This window comes from Pseudomonas sp. AN-B15, assembly GCF_019056475.1.
Lineage (GTDB): Bacteria > Pseudomonadota > Gammaproteobacteria > Pseudomonadales > Pseudomonadaceae > Aquipseudomonas > Aquipseudomonas parakoreensis.
The window spans coordinates 3,613,775-3,628,898 of record NZ_CP049737.1 but is presented as its reverse complement, the minus strand read 5'-3'; the positions used below and the strand labels follow the sequence as shown (position 1 = coordinate 3,628,898).

16 protein-coding genes are annotated in these 15,124 nt (G+C 60.0%); 8 read left to right on the top strand and 8 right to left on the bottom strand.

Going from position 1 to position 15,124, the window contains the following annotated elements:
* Positions 1-215: 215 nt before the first annotated feature.
* On the top strand, positions 216-422 hold the full coding sequence (locus GTQ41_RS16100; protein ID WP_041073476.1) for a hypothetical protein: 207 nt from the start codon (positions 216-218) through the stop codon (positions 420-422).
* Between the two features lie 45 nt (positions 423-467).
* On the opposite strand, the gene GTQ41_RS16095 is transcribed toward GTQ41_RS16100, so the two are convergent.
* Complete coding sequence (locus GTQ41_RS16095) at positions 468-740, bottom strand: hypothetical protein (protein WP_047293483.1); 273 nt, start codon at positions 738-740, stop codon at positions 468-470.
* Between the two features lie 372 nt (positions 741-1,112).
* On the opposite strand from GTQ41_RS16095, the gene GTQ41_RS16090 reads away from it, so the two are divergent.
* Complete coding sequence (locus GTQ41_RS16090) at positions 1,113-2,192, top strand: hypothetical protein (protein ID WP_047293486.1); 1,080 nt, start codon at positions 1,113-1,115, stop codon at positions 2,190-2,192.
* 2 nt (positions 2,193-2,194) lie between these two features.
* Positions 2,195-2,548, top strand: coding sequence for a DUF1428 domain-containing protein (locus tag GTQ41_RS16085; RefSeq protein ID WP_047293487.1), 354 nt, complete (start codon positions 2,195-2,197; stop codon positions 2,546-2,548).
* Between the two features lie 250 nt (positions 2,549-2,798).
* On the opposite strand, the gene GTQ41_RS16080 is transcribed toward GTQ41_RS16085, so the two are convergent.
* On the bottom strand, positions 2,799-2,993 hold the full coding sequence (locus GTQ41_RS16080; RefSeq protein WP_047293818.1) for a hypothetical protein: 195 nt from the start codon (positions 2,991-2,993) through the stop codon (positions 2,799-2,801).
* Positions 2,994-3,098: 105 nt separating this feature from the next.
* Between GTQ41_RS16080 and thpR the strand changes: the two genes are divergently transcribed.
* A complete protein-coding gene (gene thpR, locus GTQ41_RS16075) occupies positions 3,099-3,638 on the top strand; it encodes an RNA 2',3'-cyclic phosphodiesterase (RefSeq protein WP_047293489.1) in 540 nt (179 codons plus the stop codon).
* Positions 3,639-3,907: 269 nt separating this feature from the next.
* Here thpR and GTQ41_RS16070 read toward each other — a convergent pair whose 3' ends face one another.
* The 5 genes from GTQ41_RS16070 to GTQ41_RS16050 form a co-directional block, all read right to left on the bottom strand.
* Positions 3,908-5,005, bottom strand: coding sequence for a polyamine ABC transporter substrate-binding protein (locus tag GTQ41_RS16070; RefSeq protein ID WP_047293490.1), 1,098 nt, complete (start codon positions 5,003-5,005; stop codon positions 3,908-3,910).
* A 153-nt stretch (positions 5,006-5,158) separates the two neighbouring features.
* The gene (locus GTQ41_RS16065) at positions 5,159-6,037 is read right to left on the bottom strand and encodes an ABC transporter permease subunit (protein WP_047293492.1); all 879 of its coding nucleotides are present in this window, start codon (positions 6,035-6,037) and stop codon (positions 5,159-5,161) included.
* Positions 6,034-6,948, bottom strand: a complete 915-nt coding sequence (locus GTQ41_RS16060; protein ID WP_041073460.1) for an ABC transporter permease subunit — start codon at positions 6,946-6,948, stop codon at positions 6,034-6,036. Before GTQ41_RS16060 ends, GTQ41_RS16065 begins: the two co-directional genes overlap by 4 nt.
* Entirely contained in the window at positions 6,945-8,087 is a 1,143-nt protein-coding gene (gene potA / locus GTQ41_RS16055) for a polyamine ABC transporter ATP-binding protein (protein ID WP_047293495.1), read from the bottom strand. The genes GTQ41_RS16060 and potA overlap by 4 nt, the downstream gene beginning before the upstream one ends.
* A gap of 367 nt (positions 8,088-8,454) precedes the next feature.
* Positions 8,455-9,216: a gamma-glutamyl-gamma-aminobutyrate hydrolase family protein gene (locus GTQ41_RS16050; protein ID WP_047293497.1), complete on the bottom strand. Its 762-nt coding sequence runs from the start codon at positions 9,214-9,216 to the stop codon at positions 8,455-8,457.
* A gap of 282 nt (positions 9,217-9,498) precedes the next feature.
* Between GTQ41_RS16050 and GTQ41_RS16045 the strand changes: the two genes are divergently transcribed.
* The 4 genes from GTQ41_RS16045 (at position 9,499) to GTQ41_RS16030 (ending at position 14,834) form a co-directional block, all read left to right on the top strand.
* A complete protein-coding gene (locus GTQ41_RS16045) occupies positions 9,499-10,875 on the top strand; it encodes a glutamine synthetase family protein (protein WP_047293499.1) in 1,377 nt (458 codons plus the stop codon).
* A 164-nt stretch (positions 10,876-11,039) separates the two neighbouring features.
* Entirely contained in the window at positions 11,040-12,530 is a 1,491-nt protein-coding gene (locus tag GTQ41_RS16040) for an aldehyde dehydrogenase (RefSeq protein WP_047293501.1), read from the top strand.
* A gap of 51 nt (positions 12,531-12,581) precedes the next feature.
* Complete coding sequence (locus GTQ41_RS16035; RefSeq protein ID WP_047293503.1) at positions 12,582-13,865, top strand: FAD-binding oxidoreductase; 1,284 nt, start codon at positions 12,582-12,584, stop codon at positions 13,863-13,865.
* A 420-nt stretch (positions 13,866-14,285) separates the two neighbouring features.
* Positions 14,286-14,834 carry a cupin domain-containing protein gene (locus GTQ41_RS16030; protein WP_011333561.1) on the top strand — a complete coding sequence of 183 codons (549 nt, stop codon included), beginning with the start codon at positions 14,286-14,288 and terminating at the stop codon, positions 14,832-14,834.
* Positions 14,835-14,929: 95 nt separating this feature from the next.
* Here GTQ41_RS16030 and GTQ41_RS16025 read toward each other — a convergent pair whose 3' ends face one another.
* Positions 14,930-15,112 (bottom strand): hypothetical protein, encoded by a 183-nt coding sequence (locus GTQ41_RS16025; RefSeq protein WP_131671282.1) that lies wholly within the window; start codon positions 15,110-15,112, stop codon positions 14,930-14,932.
* Positions 15,113-15,124 lie beyond the last annotated feature (12 nt).

Below are 15,124 nucleotides of genomic sequence, written 5' to 3'. Positions count from 1 at the left end.
GCAGATCCATTGCGGGGGAGTCGGTAAGCAGCAGTATAGGTGGCATTTCGCCGCCGCCCGGATACAGCAAATCGGCCGATCAACGGTCGTGCCCGGGCAGTGAATCAAAGTCCTTTTGTCCGGTCGTATCAGCGGCTGCGCGCACTGCGTCCTGTAAAGGCGTGGGCAGTGGCAGCCGTTCCGTCGTCAAGACCTTGGTTTTAGGGAAGTGTTGAATGAAGCGCGCTACAACGATGCTACTGACCGTGACTGCCGCCGTATTGCTGGCGGGCTGTGTGGCGGACTTTGATGATGACCACCGCCACGGGCGGCATTACGATCGCGATCATGGCCGTTACTACGACCATGACCGACGTTGGGATGACCGCGACGATGGTCGTCGTGACGGGCGTCGTTACTATCGTGACCGCGACGATGACTGAGTAGAAATGAAAAGGGCGTTCTCGCAACGGGAACGCCCTCGGCGATTAAAAATGAGCGCTCGCCCGGACGCTGGAATGCGCAGGCACGGTGGCCTCGAGATCCAGCAAATGGGTGGCGAGTATGTCGCTCAGAAAGCGGAACTGATCGTTGATGCCGACCACTTCATTGCTGAAGTGATTGCTCGCAGCGGGCATCAGCACATCGTCGAAATCTTCGTTGAACAGCAGCGCTTGCGTCTTGCGTGAGACGACCTGCTGGTCGTAATAGTTGCTGCCGAACACCGGGAAGCTCACGGAGAGGGTGATGGTGCGAATCATGATGAGTACTCCTCGTTGCGTCTCGGATGGATGAATCGTGCCTTGGCCGGGCGGTGGGCGGAAGGCAATCGTGGCGATGGTGAATATCGACGGCGTTGATGGTTAATAGGTGTGGTGGATCGACTGGCCTCATCGCTGGCAAGCCAGCTCCCACAGGTTTTCGGCTGTTCATTGGATTGATGGCCACTGAAGTTTTCCATGGAGCTTACAAGCCAGCTCCCACAGGTTTTTCGGGTGCTCAATGGATTGATGTTCACAGAAGGGCTCTGTGGGAGCTGGCTTGCCAGCGATGGCGTCGGTACAGCCAACATCCTCGGAAACTGACACACCTATACTCAATGCTGTCTCCCTCCATTCAAGGACTCCACCACCGTGAACCTGCGTGCGCTGAGCCTCGCCGCACTGTGTCTGCTGGCTGGCTGCGCCACCTCGGCCCGCGCTCCGGTGGCGCCGCGAGCGGTGGTGGTGTCCCCGGCTACCTGGCAGCAGATCGATCGCGACATCGTCAGCGCCTCGCAGCAATCCACCGAGCAAGTCAAAGTATTTGCCCGGGGTTCGATGGAACATTGGCGCACTCGCGTCTATCAGCAAACTGAAGAAAATTTCATTCCGTGGTTCAGCAGCTACTGGACTCAGGAATGGCTGTCGATGAAGGTCAGTTGGTACACCATCAGTGCTGGCGGCGAACAGGATGCGTCAGCCAAGCGTCTGGCGAGCTATCTGCTTGAGCAATATCAGGAAAGAGTGCTGGCTCCGGTGGCGGTGGAGATCGATCCGGACGCGATCCTCGGTCAGGCCACGGCGTTCTACGCGCAACTGATGGCCCAGCAGATGCCGCTCATCGCCCAGCGCTATGGCATGCCGGTGGCCCAACTCAACGGGCGTCTGCAGAAGGTCCCAGCCATCGCCCTTGGGCCGCCGCCGGCGCGGGATGCGTCGCTGTATCAGATCATCAGCACCGAGCCGCTGAACACCTTGCCGGCGTATGCCGCGCTGATCGACAAGATCCACACCGAGGGCGGCAGCAAGGGCATTGCCTCGACCGACGCCGGCATGGCCCCTGTGGCCAAACGCGCCAGTCAACGGATGGAAGCGGAAATGGCGCCGCGCGGAGCGGCCAGTGCGGTGGCGGCTGCGGCGGGCAAGTTGGTTGGCGGGGTGATCTCGATTGGGGTGGCGGGCATCCGCGCGATCATCCAGGCCAACGACCGGCCCGACAGCGAAGCGCTGATTCGCAGCAGCCTGGGCAGTACCTTCGACAAGGCCTGGGCGAAACTGCTGCAAAACCCGACCACCGGGGTCATGGCTGGAACGCTGCATATCGCCGGGCAGGTCGAGGGCAACCTTGGCGGGGGCGAACAACCGTCGGTCGGGCAGGGGCTGAATCGTGTCGAATGGCGACCTCCCGAATCGACCAATCAGCAGATCGAACCCAACGTGCAAGGAGAGTGATCATGGCTTACATCGATATTTTTGTAGCACCCGTGCCGAATGCCAACCGCGAGCAGTACAAAAAACACTGTGCGATCGCCGCGAAACTGTTCAAGGAGTACGGAGCGAAGGAGGTGGTTCAGGGCTGGGGCGATGACGTGCCGGAAGGCAAAGTCACGTCGTTCCCGATGGCGGTAAAACTCAAGGACGGCGAGACCGTTTCGGCCGGCTGGTTGATCTGGCCCGACAAGGCCACCCGCGATGCCGGCATGGCAAAGATGATGGAAGACCCGCGCATGCAACCGGACGTCAACCCGATGGGGTTTGATGGGCAACGGATGATCTTTGGGGGCTTCAAGAACATTCTTGAAGCCTGAACTCACCAGACTCCGTGTAGGAGTGAGCCTGCTCGCGATGACGGTGTGTCAGTCAGCGGGTTTGCAAAATGTGCCGGCCTCTTCGCGGGCAAGCCACGCTCCCACAGGGTTTTGCGGATGGCGACGATCATGGGCACGCCACAAATCCAGTGTGGGAGCGAGCCTGCTCGCGAAAGCGGCGTGTCAGGCAATGTGAGGCTGAATGTGTGGACGCTTTCGCGAGCAGGCTTGCTCCCACATGGGGTGGTGGTCACTCTGGAGTGGGGGTGATCCGGCAGCTTTTGCGGTGGCGGATTTCTTCCTCCGTCGGTCGTTCGCGGACGAATTCGAAACGCGGTTCACCTTCGCTGTAATGCACCAGCCAGCCCCATTCCAGCTCGGTTTCATCCTGCCCTGGGCTGGGTGGTCGGGCCCACCAGGGCTCTTTGCTGAGGATCTCGCGCATGGCGACCTCCAGTTCGATGGCCATCCTTGAACTATAGCCGGCTGTCGCGAGTCGTCAGAGAAGGCTGTGTAGAATCGGCCGATCGACCAGCGAAGGAGCAGGGCCATGACCGATGATGCGCGCAGGGATGAACCGTTCAAGCGACTGTTTTTCGCCCTCGACTGCCCACCACCACAACGCAAGGCCATCGCTCAGTGGCGCGCCGATCTGCGCTTGAGAACCGGCAAAGCGGTGCCGGCGGATAACTTTCACCTGACGCTGCTGTTCCTCGGCGCGGTGCCGCTGGCGCAGATCCATGAAGTCTGCGAGGCTGCCGGCAAAGTACGCACGCCGGGTGAGCCATTGAAGCTTGCGCTGGATCGCCTGCAGGTCTGGCATCGCGCGGGGATCCTGTCTTTGGCACCCGAGCAGGCGCCGCCGGCGTTGTTGCGTCTGGTGTATGCGTTGGAACAGGCGATGCTGCCATTCGGTTTCGAAGACTCGCCGCGCGAGTTTCGCCCGCACCTGACCCTGGCCCGGGACTACCGCGCAGCGGAACCGGAAGCCGCCACGCCGCCGGAGTTCTTCCTGCGTGCCGAGCGCTTTGCCTTGTTCGAATCGCACAAGGGCCGCTATCGGATCCTGCAGGATTGGCCGCTGAAATGAACCCACAAAAAAAGGCGCCCGAGGGCGCCTGAAATTCACCTGAGCCGAGGGAGCCAGGTGAGGCCGTTCATTGCAGGGTGCAGCGGTGGTAAGGCGCTGCGTGAACGGGAAATCAATGATTCTGCGAGTCAACACCCTCCCTGTGGGAGCTGGCTTGCCAGCGATTGGGGCGGCACATCCAACATCGTCGTCGCTTGACTCACCGCCATCGCTGGCAAGCCAGCTCCCACAGGTTTTCCAGTTTTTGTCACAATCTTCAATCAGCCGGATTACTTACCGAGCTTCACCCGCGTCCAGCCGCGGGTCATGATCCGCTGGGTGGCAATCGGCTGATCCGGCACCGCATACAACGTCGCCATTACCGCCTGCGACGGATACGAACCCGGGTCGTTGCGGATCGCTTCGTCCACCAGTGGCGTCGCCGCCGAGTTGGCGTTGCTGTAGCCGTTGCTGTTGGTGATCTCGGCAATGATGTCCGGGCGCATCAGGAAGTTCATGAACAGGTAGGCGTTATCGACGTTGGCGGCATCGCGCGGGATGGCGACCATGTCGTAGAAACTGCCGGCGCCTTCCTTCGGAATGCTGTAGTCGATCTGCACCTTGTTGCCGGCTTCAACCGCGCGGGCCTTGGCCTGCAGCACGTCTCCGGAGTAACCGACCGCCACGCAGATGTTGCCGTTGGCCAGGTCCGAGATGTACTTCGAGGAATGGAAGTACGCCACGTACGGGCGGATCTTCATGAACAGCGCTTCGGCTTCGAGGATGTGCGCCTTGTCCTTGTCGTTCACCGGGTAGCCCAGGTAGTGCAGGGCGGCCGGGATCATTTCGGTCGGCGAGTCGAGGAAGCTGATACCGCAGGCTTTCAGCTTCTCGGCGTTTTCCGGCTTGAACAGCAGGTCCCAGGAGTTGGTCGGGGCGTTGGCGCCGAGTACTTCCTTGACCTTGTCCGGGTTATAGCCGATGCCGATCGAGCCCCACATGTACGGGAACGCGTGAGCGTTGCCCGGATCACTGGCGGAGGCGTTTTTCAACAGCACCGGGTTGAGATTCTTCCAGTTCGACAGCTTTGATTTGTCGAGCGGCTGATAGACCCCGGCCTTGATCTGCTTGGCCAGGAAGCTGTTGGACGGCACGACAATGTCATAGCCGGATTTGCCCGCCAGCAAACGCGCCTCAAGGGTTTCGTTGCTGTCGAACACGTCGTAGGTCACCTGGATACCGGTCTCGTCTTCGAACTTCTTGACGGTGTCCGGCGCGATGTAATCGGACCAGTTGTAAACACGCAGCACCTTGTCGTTGGCCTGGACGCCCGTGGCGATTGCGCCCATTAAGGACAGTGTCAGCAGAGTCCTGCCAAACATTTTCATCGGTGAAACTCCATTCTTCTTATTCAAAAACACACATCTGAAACTTGATCGACAAGCGCCTTTCTGTAGGAGCTGTCGAGTGAAACGAGGCTGCGATCTTTTGATCTTAAAAAACAAAGTCAAAAGATCGCAGCGTGCCGCAGCTCCTACAGGTCAAGCCGTGGTGGCGGCGCGTTGCGGCTGCTGCCACGCCTCATTCGCCGTTTGATCCATCGCTTCCTGAATCGCCTTCTTGCGGCTGGCTTCTGCCTTGCGGCCGAAGTACCAGACCAGGAAAGTCACCAGCGACACCGCCAGCAGAATCAGGCTGGCCACGGCGTTGATCTCGGGCTTCACGCCCAGACGCACCGCCGAGAACACTTCCATCGGCAGGGTGGTCGAACCCGGCCCGGAAACGAAGCTCGCCAGCACCAGATCGTCCAGCGACAGGGCGAACGACATCATGCCGCCCGCCGCCAGCGATGGCGCGATCATCGGAATGGTGATCAGGAAAAACACCTTGAACGGCTTGGCCCCCAGATCCATCGCGGCTTCTTCAATCGACAGATCCAGCTCCCGCAGGCGGGCGGAGACTACCACCGCCACGTAGGCTGCACAAAACGTCGTGTGAGCGATCCAGATCGTGACGATGCCACGCTCCTGCGGCCAGCCGATCAATTGCGCCATCGCCACGAACAGCAGCAACAGCGACAGACCGGTGATCACCTCAGGCATCACCAGCGGCGCCGTCACCAGACCGCCGAACAGCGTACGACCCTTGAAGCGCGTCACCCGCGTCAGGACGAAGGCGGCGAGGGTGCCCAACGCCACCGCAGCAATCGCGGTGTAGCAGGCGATTTCCAGCGAGCGCACCACCGAACCCATCAGTTGCGTATTGTCCAGCAGGCCGACGTACCACTTCACCGACCAGCCGCCCCACACCGTCACCAGTTTCGAGGCGTTGAACGAGTAGATCACCAGAATCAGCATCGGCAGATAGATGAACATCAGGCCGAAGATCAACATGAACTTGGAAAAACCGAAGCGTTTCATCCTCGTGCCTCCATCTCTTTGGCCTGGCTGCGGTTGAACAGCAGAATCGGCACAATCAGGATCAACAGCATCACCACCGCCAGCGCAGATGCCACCGGCCAGTCGCGGTTATTGAAGAACTCTTGCCACAGCACGCGACCGATCATCAGCGTCTCCGGGCCACCCAGCAGTTCCGGAATCACGAACTCGCCGACCACCGGAATGAACACCAGCATGCAGCCGGCGATGATGCCGTTCTTGGCCAGCGGCACGGTGATTTTCCAGAAGTTGTTGAAGTTGCTCGAACCCAGGTCCGACGCGGCTTCCAGCAGGCTGCCATCGTGCTTGACCAGGTTGGCGTACAGCGGCAGCACCATGAATGGCAGATACGCGTAGACCACGCCGATATACACGGCCGTGTTGGTGTTGAGGATCTCGATCGGGTGATCGGTCAGCCCTGTCCACATCAGAAACGCATTGAGTAGACCGTTGTTGCTGAGGATGCCCATCCACGCGTAAACGCGGATCAGGATCGCGGTCCAGGTCGGCATCATGATTAACAGCAGCAGGACGTTTTGCGCTTCCTTGCTCGCTTTGGTGATCGCATAGGCCATCGGGAAACCGATCACCAGGCACATCATCGTGCTCAGCGCCGCGACCTTCAGCGAACCGAGGTAGGCCGACAGGTACAACTCATCTTCGCCGAGCATGGTGTAGTTGCCGATGTTCAGCATCAGCTGGAATTTCTGTTCGGCGTAGGTGTAGATCTCCGAGTACGGCGGGATCGACAGCGCGGCTTCCGAGAAGCTGATCTTCATCACCAGGAAGAACGGCAGCATGAAGAACAGGAACAGCCAGATGAACGGGATGCCGATGACGAACTTTCGCCCGCTGGGCACCAGGCGCAGGCATTGCTGATTGAAGGTTCTCATGAGCGCAGTACCACGCCGCTGTCGTCTTCCCACCACACGTAGACCTTGTCGTCCCAGGTCGGACGCGCGCCACGGCGTTCGGCGTTGGCCATGAACGACTGGACGATCTTGCCGCCCGGCAGCTCGACGTAGAACACCGAGTGGCCGCCGAGGTAGGCGATGTCATGCACCTTGCCTTCCGACCAGTTGTAGCGGGTCTCTGGCTTGAGGGTGCTGACGAGCATTTTTTCCGGGCGGATCGCGTAGGTGATCGACTTGTCCTGCACCGAGGTGCTGACGCCGTGACCGACGTAGATCTTCTGCTGCAAGTCCGGGCTGTGGATGATCGCGTGACCTTCAAGGTCTTCCACCACGGTGCCGTCGAAGGCGTTCACGTTGCCGATGAATTCGCAGACCATGCGGCTGACCGGCGCTTCATAGATATCGACCGGGCTGCCGATCTGGGCGATCCAGCCCAGGTGCATGATCGCGATGCGCTCGGCCATGGTCATGGCCTCTTCCTGGTCGTGGGTCACCATCACGCAGGTCACGCCGACGCGCTCGATGATTTCCACCAGTTCCAGCTGCATCTGCGAGCGCAGTTTTTTATCCAGTGCGCCCATCGGTTCGTCGAGCAGCAACAGCTTCGGACGTTTCGCCAAAGAGCGGGCGAGGGCGACGCGCTGGCGTTGACCGCCGGACAACTGATGGGGTTTGCGTCTGGCGTATTGGGTCATGTGCACCAGGCGCAGCATCTCTTCGACGCGGGCGTCGATTTCGCTGGCCGGCAAACGGTCCTGCTTGAGGCCGAAGGCAATGTTCTGTGCCACGGTCATGTGCGGGAACAGCGCGTAGGACTGGAACATCATGTTGATCGGCCGCTCGTAGGGCGGCATGTCAGTGATGTCTACACCGTCGAGCAGAATCCGCCCTTCAGTCGGCCGTTCGAAACCGGCGAGCATGCGCAGCAGGGTCGATTTGCCCGAACCGGAGCCACCGAGCAGGGCGAAGATTTCCCCCTGATGGATCTCCAGGGACACATCGTCCACGGCCGTGGTTTCGTCGAACTTCTTGGTGACACGATCGACTTTCACCAGAACCTTTTTCGGTTGCTGGTGGCCTTCAAGTGCCTTCCGGTAAGTGCTGGAGGCGTTTGCCATGTGAAACTCCCAACAGGTTTCGTTCGCTCGGCCAACGTGGCCGGGCTTAAGTGGATTGCAAGCCTGCAGGTGCATTTCCGGTCGGATCACATTCCCTGTGGGAGCTGGCTTGCCAGCGATCGCGGTGGATCATTCCCCAACAATGTTGGAGGTGATGGCCTCATCGCTGGCAAGCCAGCTCCCACAGGGTTTTGCATTGATCTGACGGTTTTGCTCCGGCCATCCGGCTTGTTCGGCGCCGCCGTCCTGGCTGCCTGGGTCGTACTTGTTGTTATTACGGTGTGTTGTTTTCACGGATGACGGATGCGCACACGCGCCACCGCCGACCCCGTGGGGGCAGTAAACAGTTTTGAAATCCTGGGTGGTGTCAGCGCTGGTTGCGTCGCGCCGCCCGTTGCCGGCAAGCCTCACCGAACGCCTGGAAAATCTTCAGGTAATTCGGGTTGTCCAGCACCTGCCATTCCGGGTGCCATTGCACGCCGAGGGCGAAAGTCGGACTGTGCTCGACCGAGATCGCCTCGATCAGGCCATCCGGCGCCACCGCTTCGGCACGCAGGCCGGGCGCGAGGCGGTCGATGCCCTGACTGTGAATCGAGTTGACCTGGAATTCGCCCGGCAACTCGAGCGCCTCGAACACACCACCGGCCAGCACGCTCACGGCATGCGCGGGTGCGTATTGCACGGCCACGTCCGGGCTGTCGGCTTCGCGGTGATCGAGCATGCCCGGCAACTCATGCACCTTCTGGTGCAGGCTGCCGCCGAAGGCCACGTTCATTTCCTGGAAGCCACGGCAAATGCCGAGCACCGGAACGCCCGCCGCAATGGCTGCACGCAATAAAGGAAGGGTAGTGGCGTCCCGCGCCGGATCGTGATCCGTGCCGGGGGCGCTGTCCGGGCCTTGATAGTGGAAGGGCTCCACGTTCGAGGGTGAGCCGGTCAGCAGCAGACCGTCGAGTTGACCCAGCAGGTCTTCGATTTCAGTCAGTTTGCCAAGGGAAGGAATGACGACGGGCAACCCCAGCGCCGCAACGCTGACAGCGCGAACGTATTTGTCGCCGCTGATGTGATAGGGGTGCAGGCCAATCTGTTTGACGCACGCAGTAACGCCGATCAATGGCTTGAATGCCATTTTTATTCACCTCGAAGTTTGACACTTGAACGAGCTTTTCCGGAGCTTAGCCTCGTTGATTTTAATTAACAACTGCCATGTAAAAAATTCTAAACGCCGTTCATCCAATCTTCATGATTCCAGGCCTTGCGGCGCCTGCATTGGCACGTGAGTGTTAAAAAAAGCCCGAAAAATAAACGCTGAACGGCTGGGTGTTCGCTATTGACTTCACTTTGCCTTTCGGATTGACTGGCTCGGCGAAACAGCAGTGAACATAATAATTAACAGCTAAATAGGTGCATCATGTCGGTCCCTCTGCGTGCCGTTCAACTCAACGAAGCAAACGCATTCCTTAAGAAACATCCTGAGGTTTTGTACGTCGACCTTCTGATTGCAGACATGAACGGTGTGGTGCGCGGCAAGCGCATCGAGCGCACCAGTCTTCACAAGGTTTACGAGAAAGGTATCAACCTGCCGGCCTCGCTCTTCGCCCTCGACATCAATGGCTCCACCGTGGAAAGCACCGGTCTGGGCCTGGACATCGGTGACGCCGACCGCATTTGCTACCCGATCCCCGGCACCCTGAGCATCGAGCCGTGGCAGAAGCGTCCAACCGCCCAACTGTTGATGACCATGCACGAACTGGAAGGCGAGCCGTTCTTCGCCGACCCGCGTGAAGTGTTGGCCAACGTAGTGCGCAAGTTCGACGAACTGGGCCTGACCATATGCGCCGCGTTCGAACTGGAGTTCTACCTGATCGACCAGGACAACGTGAACGGCCGTCCGCAGTCGCCGCGTTCACCGGTCTCCGGCAAGCGTCCGGTATCGACTCAGGTCTACCTGATCGACGATCTCGACGAGTACGTCGACTGCCTGCAAGACATCCTCGAAGGCGCGAAAGAGCAGGGCATCCCGGCTGACGCGATCGTCAAGGAAAGCGCCCCGGCGCAGTTCGAAGTCAACCTGCATCACGTCTCCGACCCGATCAAGGCTTGCGATTACGCGGTGCTGCTCAAGCGTCTGGTGAAAAACATCGCCTATGACCACGAGATGGACACCACCTTCATGGCCAAGCCGTATCCGGGCCAGGCGGGCAACGGTCTGCACGTACACATTTCGATCCTGGACAAAGAAGGCAACAACATCTTCGCCAGCGAGGATCCCGAGCAGAACGCCGCGCTACGCCACGCGATCGGCGGTGTGCTCGAGACCCTGCCTGCGCAAATGGCGTTCCTCTGCCCGAACGTCAACTCGTACCGCCGCTTCGGCGCGCAGTTCTACGTGCCGAATTCGCCGAGCTGGGGCATCGACAACCGCACCGTCGCGGTACGTGTGCCGACCGGTTCGGCCGACGCCGTGCGCATCGAGCATCGCGTGGCCGGTGCCGACGCCAACCCGTACCTGCTGATGGCTTCGGTACTGGCCGGCATTCACCACGGCCTGACTAATCAGATCGAGCCGGGCGCACCGGTTGAAGGCAACAGCTACGAGCAGAACGAACAGAGCCTGCCGAACAACCTGCGCGATGCGTTGCGCGAGCTGGACGACAGCGAAGTCATGGCCCGCTACATCGACCCGATGTACATCGACGTGTTCGTCGCGTGCAAGGAAAGCGAGCTGGCCGAGTTCGAAAACTCGATCTCCGACCTTGAGTACAACTGGTATCTGCATACCGTCTGACGCTCAAGCGCGATCCCGTTAACACCGCAAAACCCTGTGGGAGCGGGCTTGCCCGCGAAGAGGCCATCACCTTCAACATTGAAGGTGACTGACCCACCGTATTCGCGAGCAAGCTCGCTCCCACAGGGATATCGGTCACCCATTCTCCTGTGTGAGTCACCCCCATGACCATGACCCGCAACGACTGGGAACAACGCTTCCAGTCCCTGACCCTCGAATCCCGCGCCTTCATCAACGGCGAATATCGCCCGGCGATCAGCGGTGCCACCTTCGAATGCCTGAGCCCCGTCGACGGCCGTTTCCTCGCCTCCGTGGCCAGCACCGATGAAGCCGACGCCAACCTCGCCGTCGAGGTCGCACGCCAGTCGTTCAATTCCGGCGTGTGGGCCAACAAGGCCCCGGCCGAGCGCAAACGCATCCTGATCCGCTTCGCCGATCTGATCCTGCAACACCAGGAAGAACTGGCGCTGCTGGAAACCCTCGACATGGGCAAACCGATCAGCGACTCGATGAGCATCGACATCCCGGCGACCGCCAACGCGATCCGCTGGAGCGCCGAAGCCATCGACAAGATCTACGACGAAGTCGCCGCCACCCCGCACGATCAACTCGGCCTGGTGACCCGTGAGCCAGCCGGCGTAGTCGCGGCCATCGTGCCGTGGAACTTCCCGCTGATCATGGCCAGCTGGAAATTCGCCCCGGCGCTGGCGGCGGGTAACTCGTTCATCCTCAAGCCTTCTGAAAAGTCGCCGCTGACTGCCATCCGCATCGCCCAACTAGCGCTGGACGCGGGCATTCCGAAAGGTGTGTTCAACGTCCTGCCGGGCTTCGGCCACACTGTCGGCAAGGCGCTGGCGCTGCACATGGACGTCGACGTGCTGGCCTTCACCGGCTCCACGGCGATTGCCAAACAACTGATGATTTATGCCGGCCAGAGCAACATGAAACGCGTCTGGCTCGAAGCCGGCGGCAAGAGCCCGAACGTGGTGTTTGCCGACGCCCCGGACTTGCGCGCAGCCGCCCAGGCTGCGGCCGGTGCCATTGCTTTCAACCAGGGCGAAGTGTGCACCGCCGGTTCGCGCCTGCTGGTGGAGCGTTCGATCCGCGAGCAATTCATTCCGCTGTTGGTGGAAGCGCTGCAAGCGTGGAAACCGGGGCACGCCCTCGACCCGGCAACCACCGTCGGCGCCGTGGTCGATCAGCGTCAACTGGACAACGTGCTGCGCTACATCAGCCTCGGCCGCGAGCAGGGCGCTGAACTGATCGCCGGCGGCCGACGCACCCTCGAAGAAACCGGCGGCACCTACATCGAGCCGACGATTTTCGACGGCGTGACCAACGCCATGACCATCGCCAAGGAAGAAATCTTTGGCCCGGTGCTGTCGCTGATCACCTTCGACACCGTTGAAGAAGCGCTGCAGATCGCCAACGACAGCATCTTCGGCCTCGCCGCCGGCGTGTGGACCAGCAACCTGAGCAAAGCGCACACCTTCGCCCGTGGCCTGCGCGCCGGCAGCGTGTGGGTCAACCAGTACGACGGCGGCGACATGACCGCACCGTTCGGTGGATTCAAACAGTCGGGCAACGGTCGCGACAAATCGCTGCACGCGTTTGACAAGTACACCGAGCTGAAAGCGACCTGGATCAAGCTCTGATTTTCTACAGCGGCGGTCGCTCCTGATGAGCGACCCTCGGAGAACAATAAAATGAAGCAACAACACGTCAACAGCTACTACGCCGCCACCCGCAACGAAGTCATCGACTTCCCGACCCTTGAAGCGTCGGTCGAGTGCGACGTCTGCATCATCGGCGCCGGTTACACCGGCCTGTCCTCGGCCCTGTTCCTCACCGAGGCCGGCTACAAAGTGACGGTGCTCGAAGCAGCGAAAGTCGGCTACGGCGCCAGTGGCCGCAATGGCGGGCAACTGGTCAACTCCTACAGTCGCGACGTCGATGTGATCGAAGAGCGCTACGGTGACAAGACCGCAGAAATCCTCGGCAGCATGATCTTCGAAGGCGCCGACATCATCCGTTCGCGGATCAAGGACTACGACATCAAATGCGACTATCGCCCGGGCGGCATTTTCGCAGCGATGAACAAGAAACAACTCAACGGTCTGGCCGAGCAGAAGCGCAGCTGGGAACGTTACGGCAACAAAAACCTGAAGATGCTCGATGCCGCCGACATTCGTCGTGAAGTCGGCTCTGACGCCTACGTTGGCGGCCTGCTGGACATGCAGGGCGGCCACGTGCATCCGCTGAACCTGGCCCTCGGTGAAGCCGCGGCCATCGTGCGCCTGGGCGGCAAGATTTACGAGCAATCGGCCGCCGTGGAAATCAAGTACGGCGAGCCTAACGTCGTGCGCACCGCCAAAGGCCAGGTCCGCGCCAAGTACCTGCTGATCGCCGGCAACGCCTACCTGCCGCAGGGTCTGGACAACCGCGTGACCGCCAAGAGCATGCCGTGCGGCTCGCAGATCTGCGTTACCGAACCGTTGACCGAAAAGCAGGCGCGCAGCCTGATTACCAACAACTACTGCGTCGAAGACTGCAATTACCTGCTGGATTACTACCGTCTCACTGCTGACAACCGTTTGCTGTATGGCGGCGGCGTGGTCTACGGCGCCCGTGAACCGGACGACATCGAAACCCTGATCCGGCCGAAGATCCTCAAGACCTTCCCGCAGCTCAAGGACGTGAAAATCGACTACCGCTGGACCGGCAACTTCCTGCTGACCATGTCACGCATGCCGCAATTCGGCCGCATCGAGAAAAACGCCTACTACATGCAAGGCTACAGCGGTCACGGCGTCACCTGTTCGCACCTGGCCGGCAAACTGATCTCGGAAATGATCCGCGGCGACGCCGAACGCTTCGACGCCTTCGCCTCGCTGCCGCACATGCCGATGCTCGGCGGGCGCACCTTCTCCGCCCCGTTGACCGCCCTCGGCGCCGTGTATTACTCGCTGCGCGACCGCTTCGGCATTTAAGTTACCTCCCCGGCGGCGGCCCCCAAGACCCCGCCGGTTTTTTACCTGAAACACCAATGCTCAAAATGGGGGAGCTGGCTTGCCAGCGATAGCGGCCTGACAACCGCTATCAAGTTAACTGACACAAAAGAGATCCAACTGTGGGAGCGAGCCTGCTCGCGAAGAGGCCATATCAGCCAACCTCCATGTCGTCTGACACACCGCTTTCGCGAGCAGGCTCGCTCCCACAGTGACTGTATTACCAAGGCCAGAAGGACTTTTACCGCACCGTCCATCGAACCTGCTGAGCAACACCGGCAAACGTGATTTAATAGCCGCCTTTCACGGTTCCGGGACACGGGAGCAACGTGATCCGCGCGCCTTGCGCGGCACCCGCCACCCACCCCCATTACCCTTAAGTACTACTCACATAAGGCTGTCATGGATACGGGTTCTCGACTCAAACTAGTACGCGAAAGCTACAAACTCTCCCAGCGCGAGCTGGCCCGGCGTAGCGGCGTGACCAATGCCACCATCTCCCTGATCGAACAGAATCGCGTCAGTCCTTCCGTCAGCTCACTGAAAAAGCTGCTCGAAGGCATCCCGATGTCCCTGGCCGACTTCTTCACCTTCGACCAGCCCCCGCGCGAACACCAATACGTGTTCCGCGCCAACGAACAACCCGACCTCGGCCGCCACGGCCTGCGCCTGCTGCTGATCGGCGCCTCCGTCCCAAGCCGCCAGATGCGTTTGTTGCGCGAGCAATACGCCCCGGGTGCGAGTTCCGGCGAAGAGCCGATTGTTCACGCGGAAGGCGAGGAGTGTGGGTTGGTGACGCGCGGCACGGTCGAGTTGACGGTGGACGGGCAGGTGAGCGTGTTGAGTGCGGGGGACGGGTATTATTTTCCGACGACGCTGCCGCACAAGTTCCGGAATATCGGGGCGGATGAGGCGGAGATCATTAGTGCGAATACGCCGGCGAATTTTTGAGGAACGCTAAACGTCAAGTTCATCTTCTTGTTAAAGAAGCTCGGCCTATTTAAATTAATAGGCCTTCTCTTTTTTGGCATGATTGGTGCTGCGGTTTACCTTTTTTTTCCTGTTTTTAACTCGGCTTCAGGATCATTACAGTTTTGATTTTGACACCGCTGCGGAGAGACATTTTCTATGGAAGTGGTGAAGCTTCCATTGCGAGCCCCAGTTCTTGCACATTTGTCGCACCAGACTTCTTGCTTTATATCTTGCCCGTTAACGTTTCCTGCTTTCATTTTTTTTTCCTC

Coding starts and splice junctions, on each gene's coding strand:
- GTQ41_RS16100 (WP_041073476.1), top strand. CDS start 216: ATGAAGCGCGCTACAACGATGCTACTGACCGTGACTGCCGCCGTATTG.
- GTQ41_RS16095 (WP_047293483.1), bottom strand. CDS start 740: ATGATTCGCACCATCACCCTCTCCGTGAGCTTCCCGGTGTTCGGCAGC.
- GTQ41_RS16085 (WP_047293487.1), top strand. CDS start 2,195: ATGGCTTACATCGATATTTTTGTAGCACCCGTGCCGAATGCCAACCGC.
- GTQ41_RS16080 (WP_047293818.1), bottom strand. CDS start 2,993: ATGCGCGAGATCCTCAGCAAAGAGCCCTGGTGGGCCCGACCACCCAGC.
- thpR (WP_047293489.1), top strand. CDS start 3,099: ATGACCGATGATGCGCGCAGGGATGAACCGTTCAAGCGACTGTTTTTC.
- GTQ41_RS16070 (WP_047293490.1), bottom strand. CDS start 5,005: ATGAAAATGTTTGGCAGGACTCTGCTGACACTGTCCTTAATGGGCGCA.
- GTQ41_RS16065 (WP_047293492.1), bottom strand. CDS start 6,037: ATGAAACGCTTCGGTTTTTCCAAGTTCATGTTGATCTTCGGCCTGATG.
- GTQ41_RS16060 (WP_041073460.1), bottom strand. CDS start 6,948: ATGAGAACCTTCAATCAGCAATGCCTGCGCCTGGTGCCCAGCGGGCGA.
- potA (WP_047293495.1), bottom strand. CDS start 8,087: ATGGCAAACGCCTCCAGCACTTACCGGAAGGCACTTGAAGGCCACCAG.
- GTQ41_RS16050 (WP_047293497.1), bottom strand. CDS start 9,216: ATGGCATTCAAGCCATTGATCGGCGTTACTGCGTGCGTCAAACAGATT.
- GTQ41_RS16045 (WP_047293499.1), top strand. CDS start 9,499: ATGTCGGTCCCTCTGCGTGCCGTTCAACTCAACGAAGCAAACGCATTC.
- GTQ41_RS16040 (WP_047293501.1), top strand. CDS start 11,040: ATGACCATGACCCGCAACGACTGGGAACAACGCTTCCAGTCCCTGACC.
- GTQ41_RS16035 (WP_047293503.1), top strand. CDS start 12,582: ATGAAGCAACAACACGTCAACAGCTACTACGCCGCCACCCGCAACGAA.
- GTQ41_RS16030 (WP_011333561.1), top strand. CDS start 14,286: ATGGATACGGGTTCTCGACTCAAACTAGTACGCGAAAGCTACAAACTC.
- GTQ41_RS16025 (WP_131671282.1), bottom strand. CDS start 15,112: ATGAAAGCAGGAAACGTTAACGGGCAAGATATAAAGCAAGAAGTCTGG.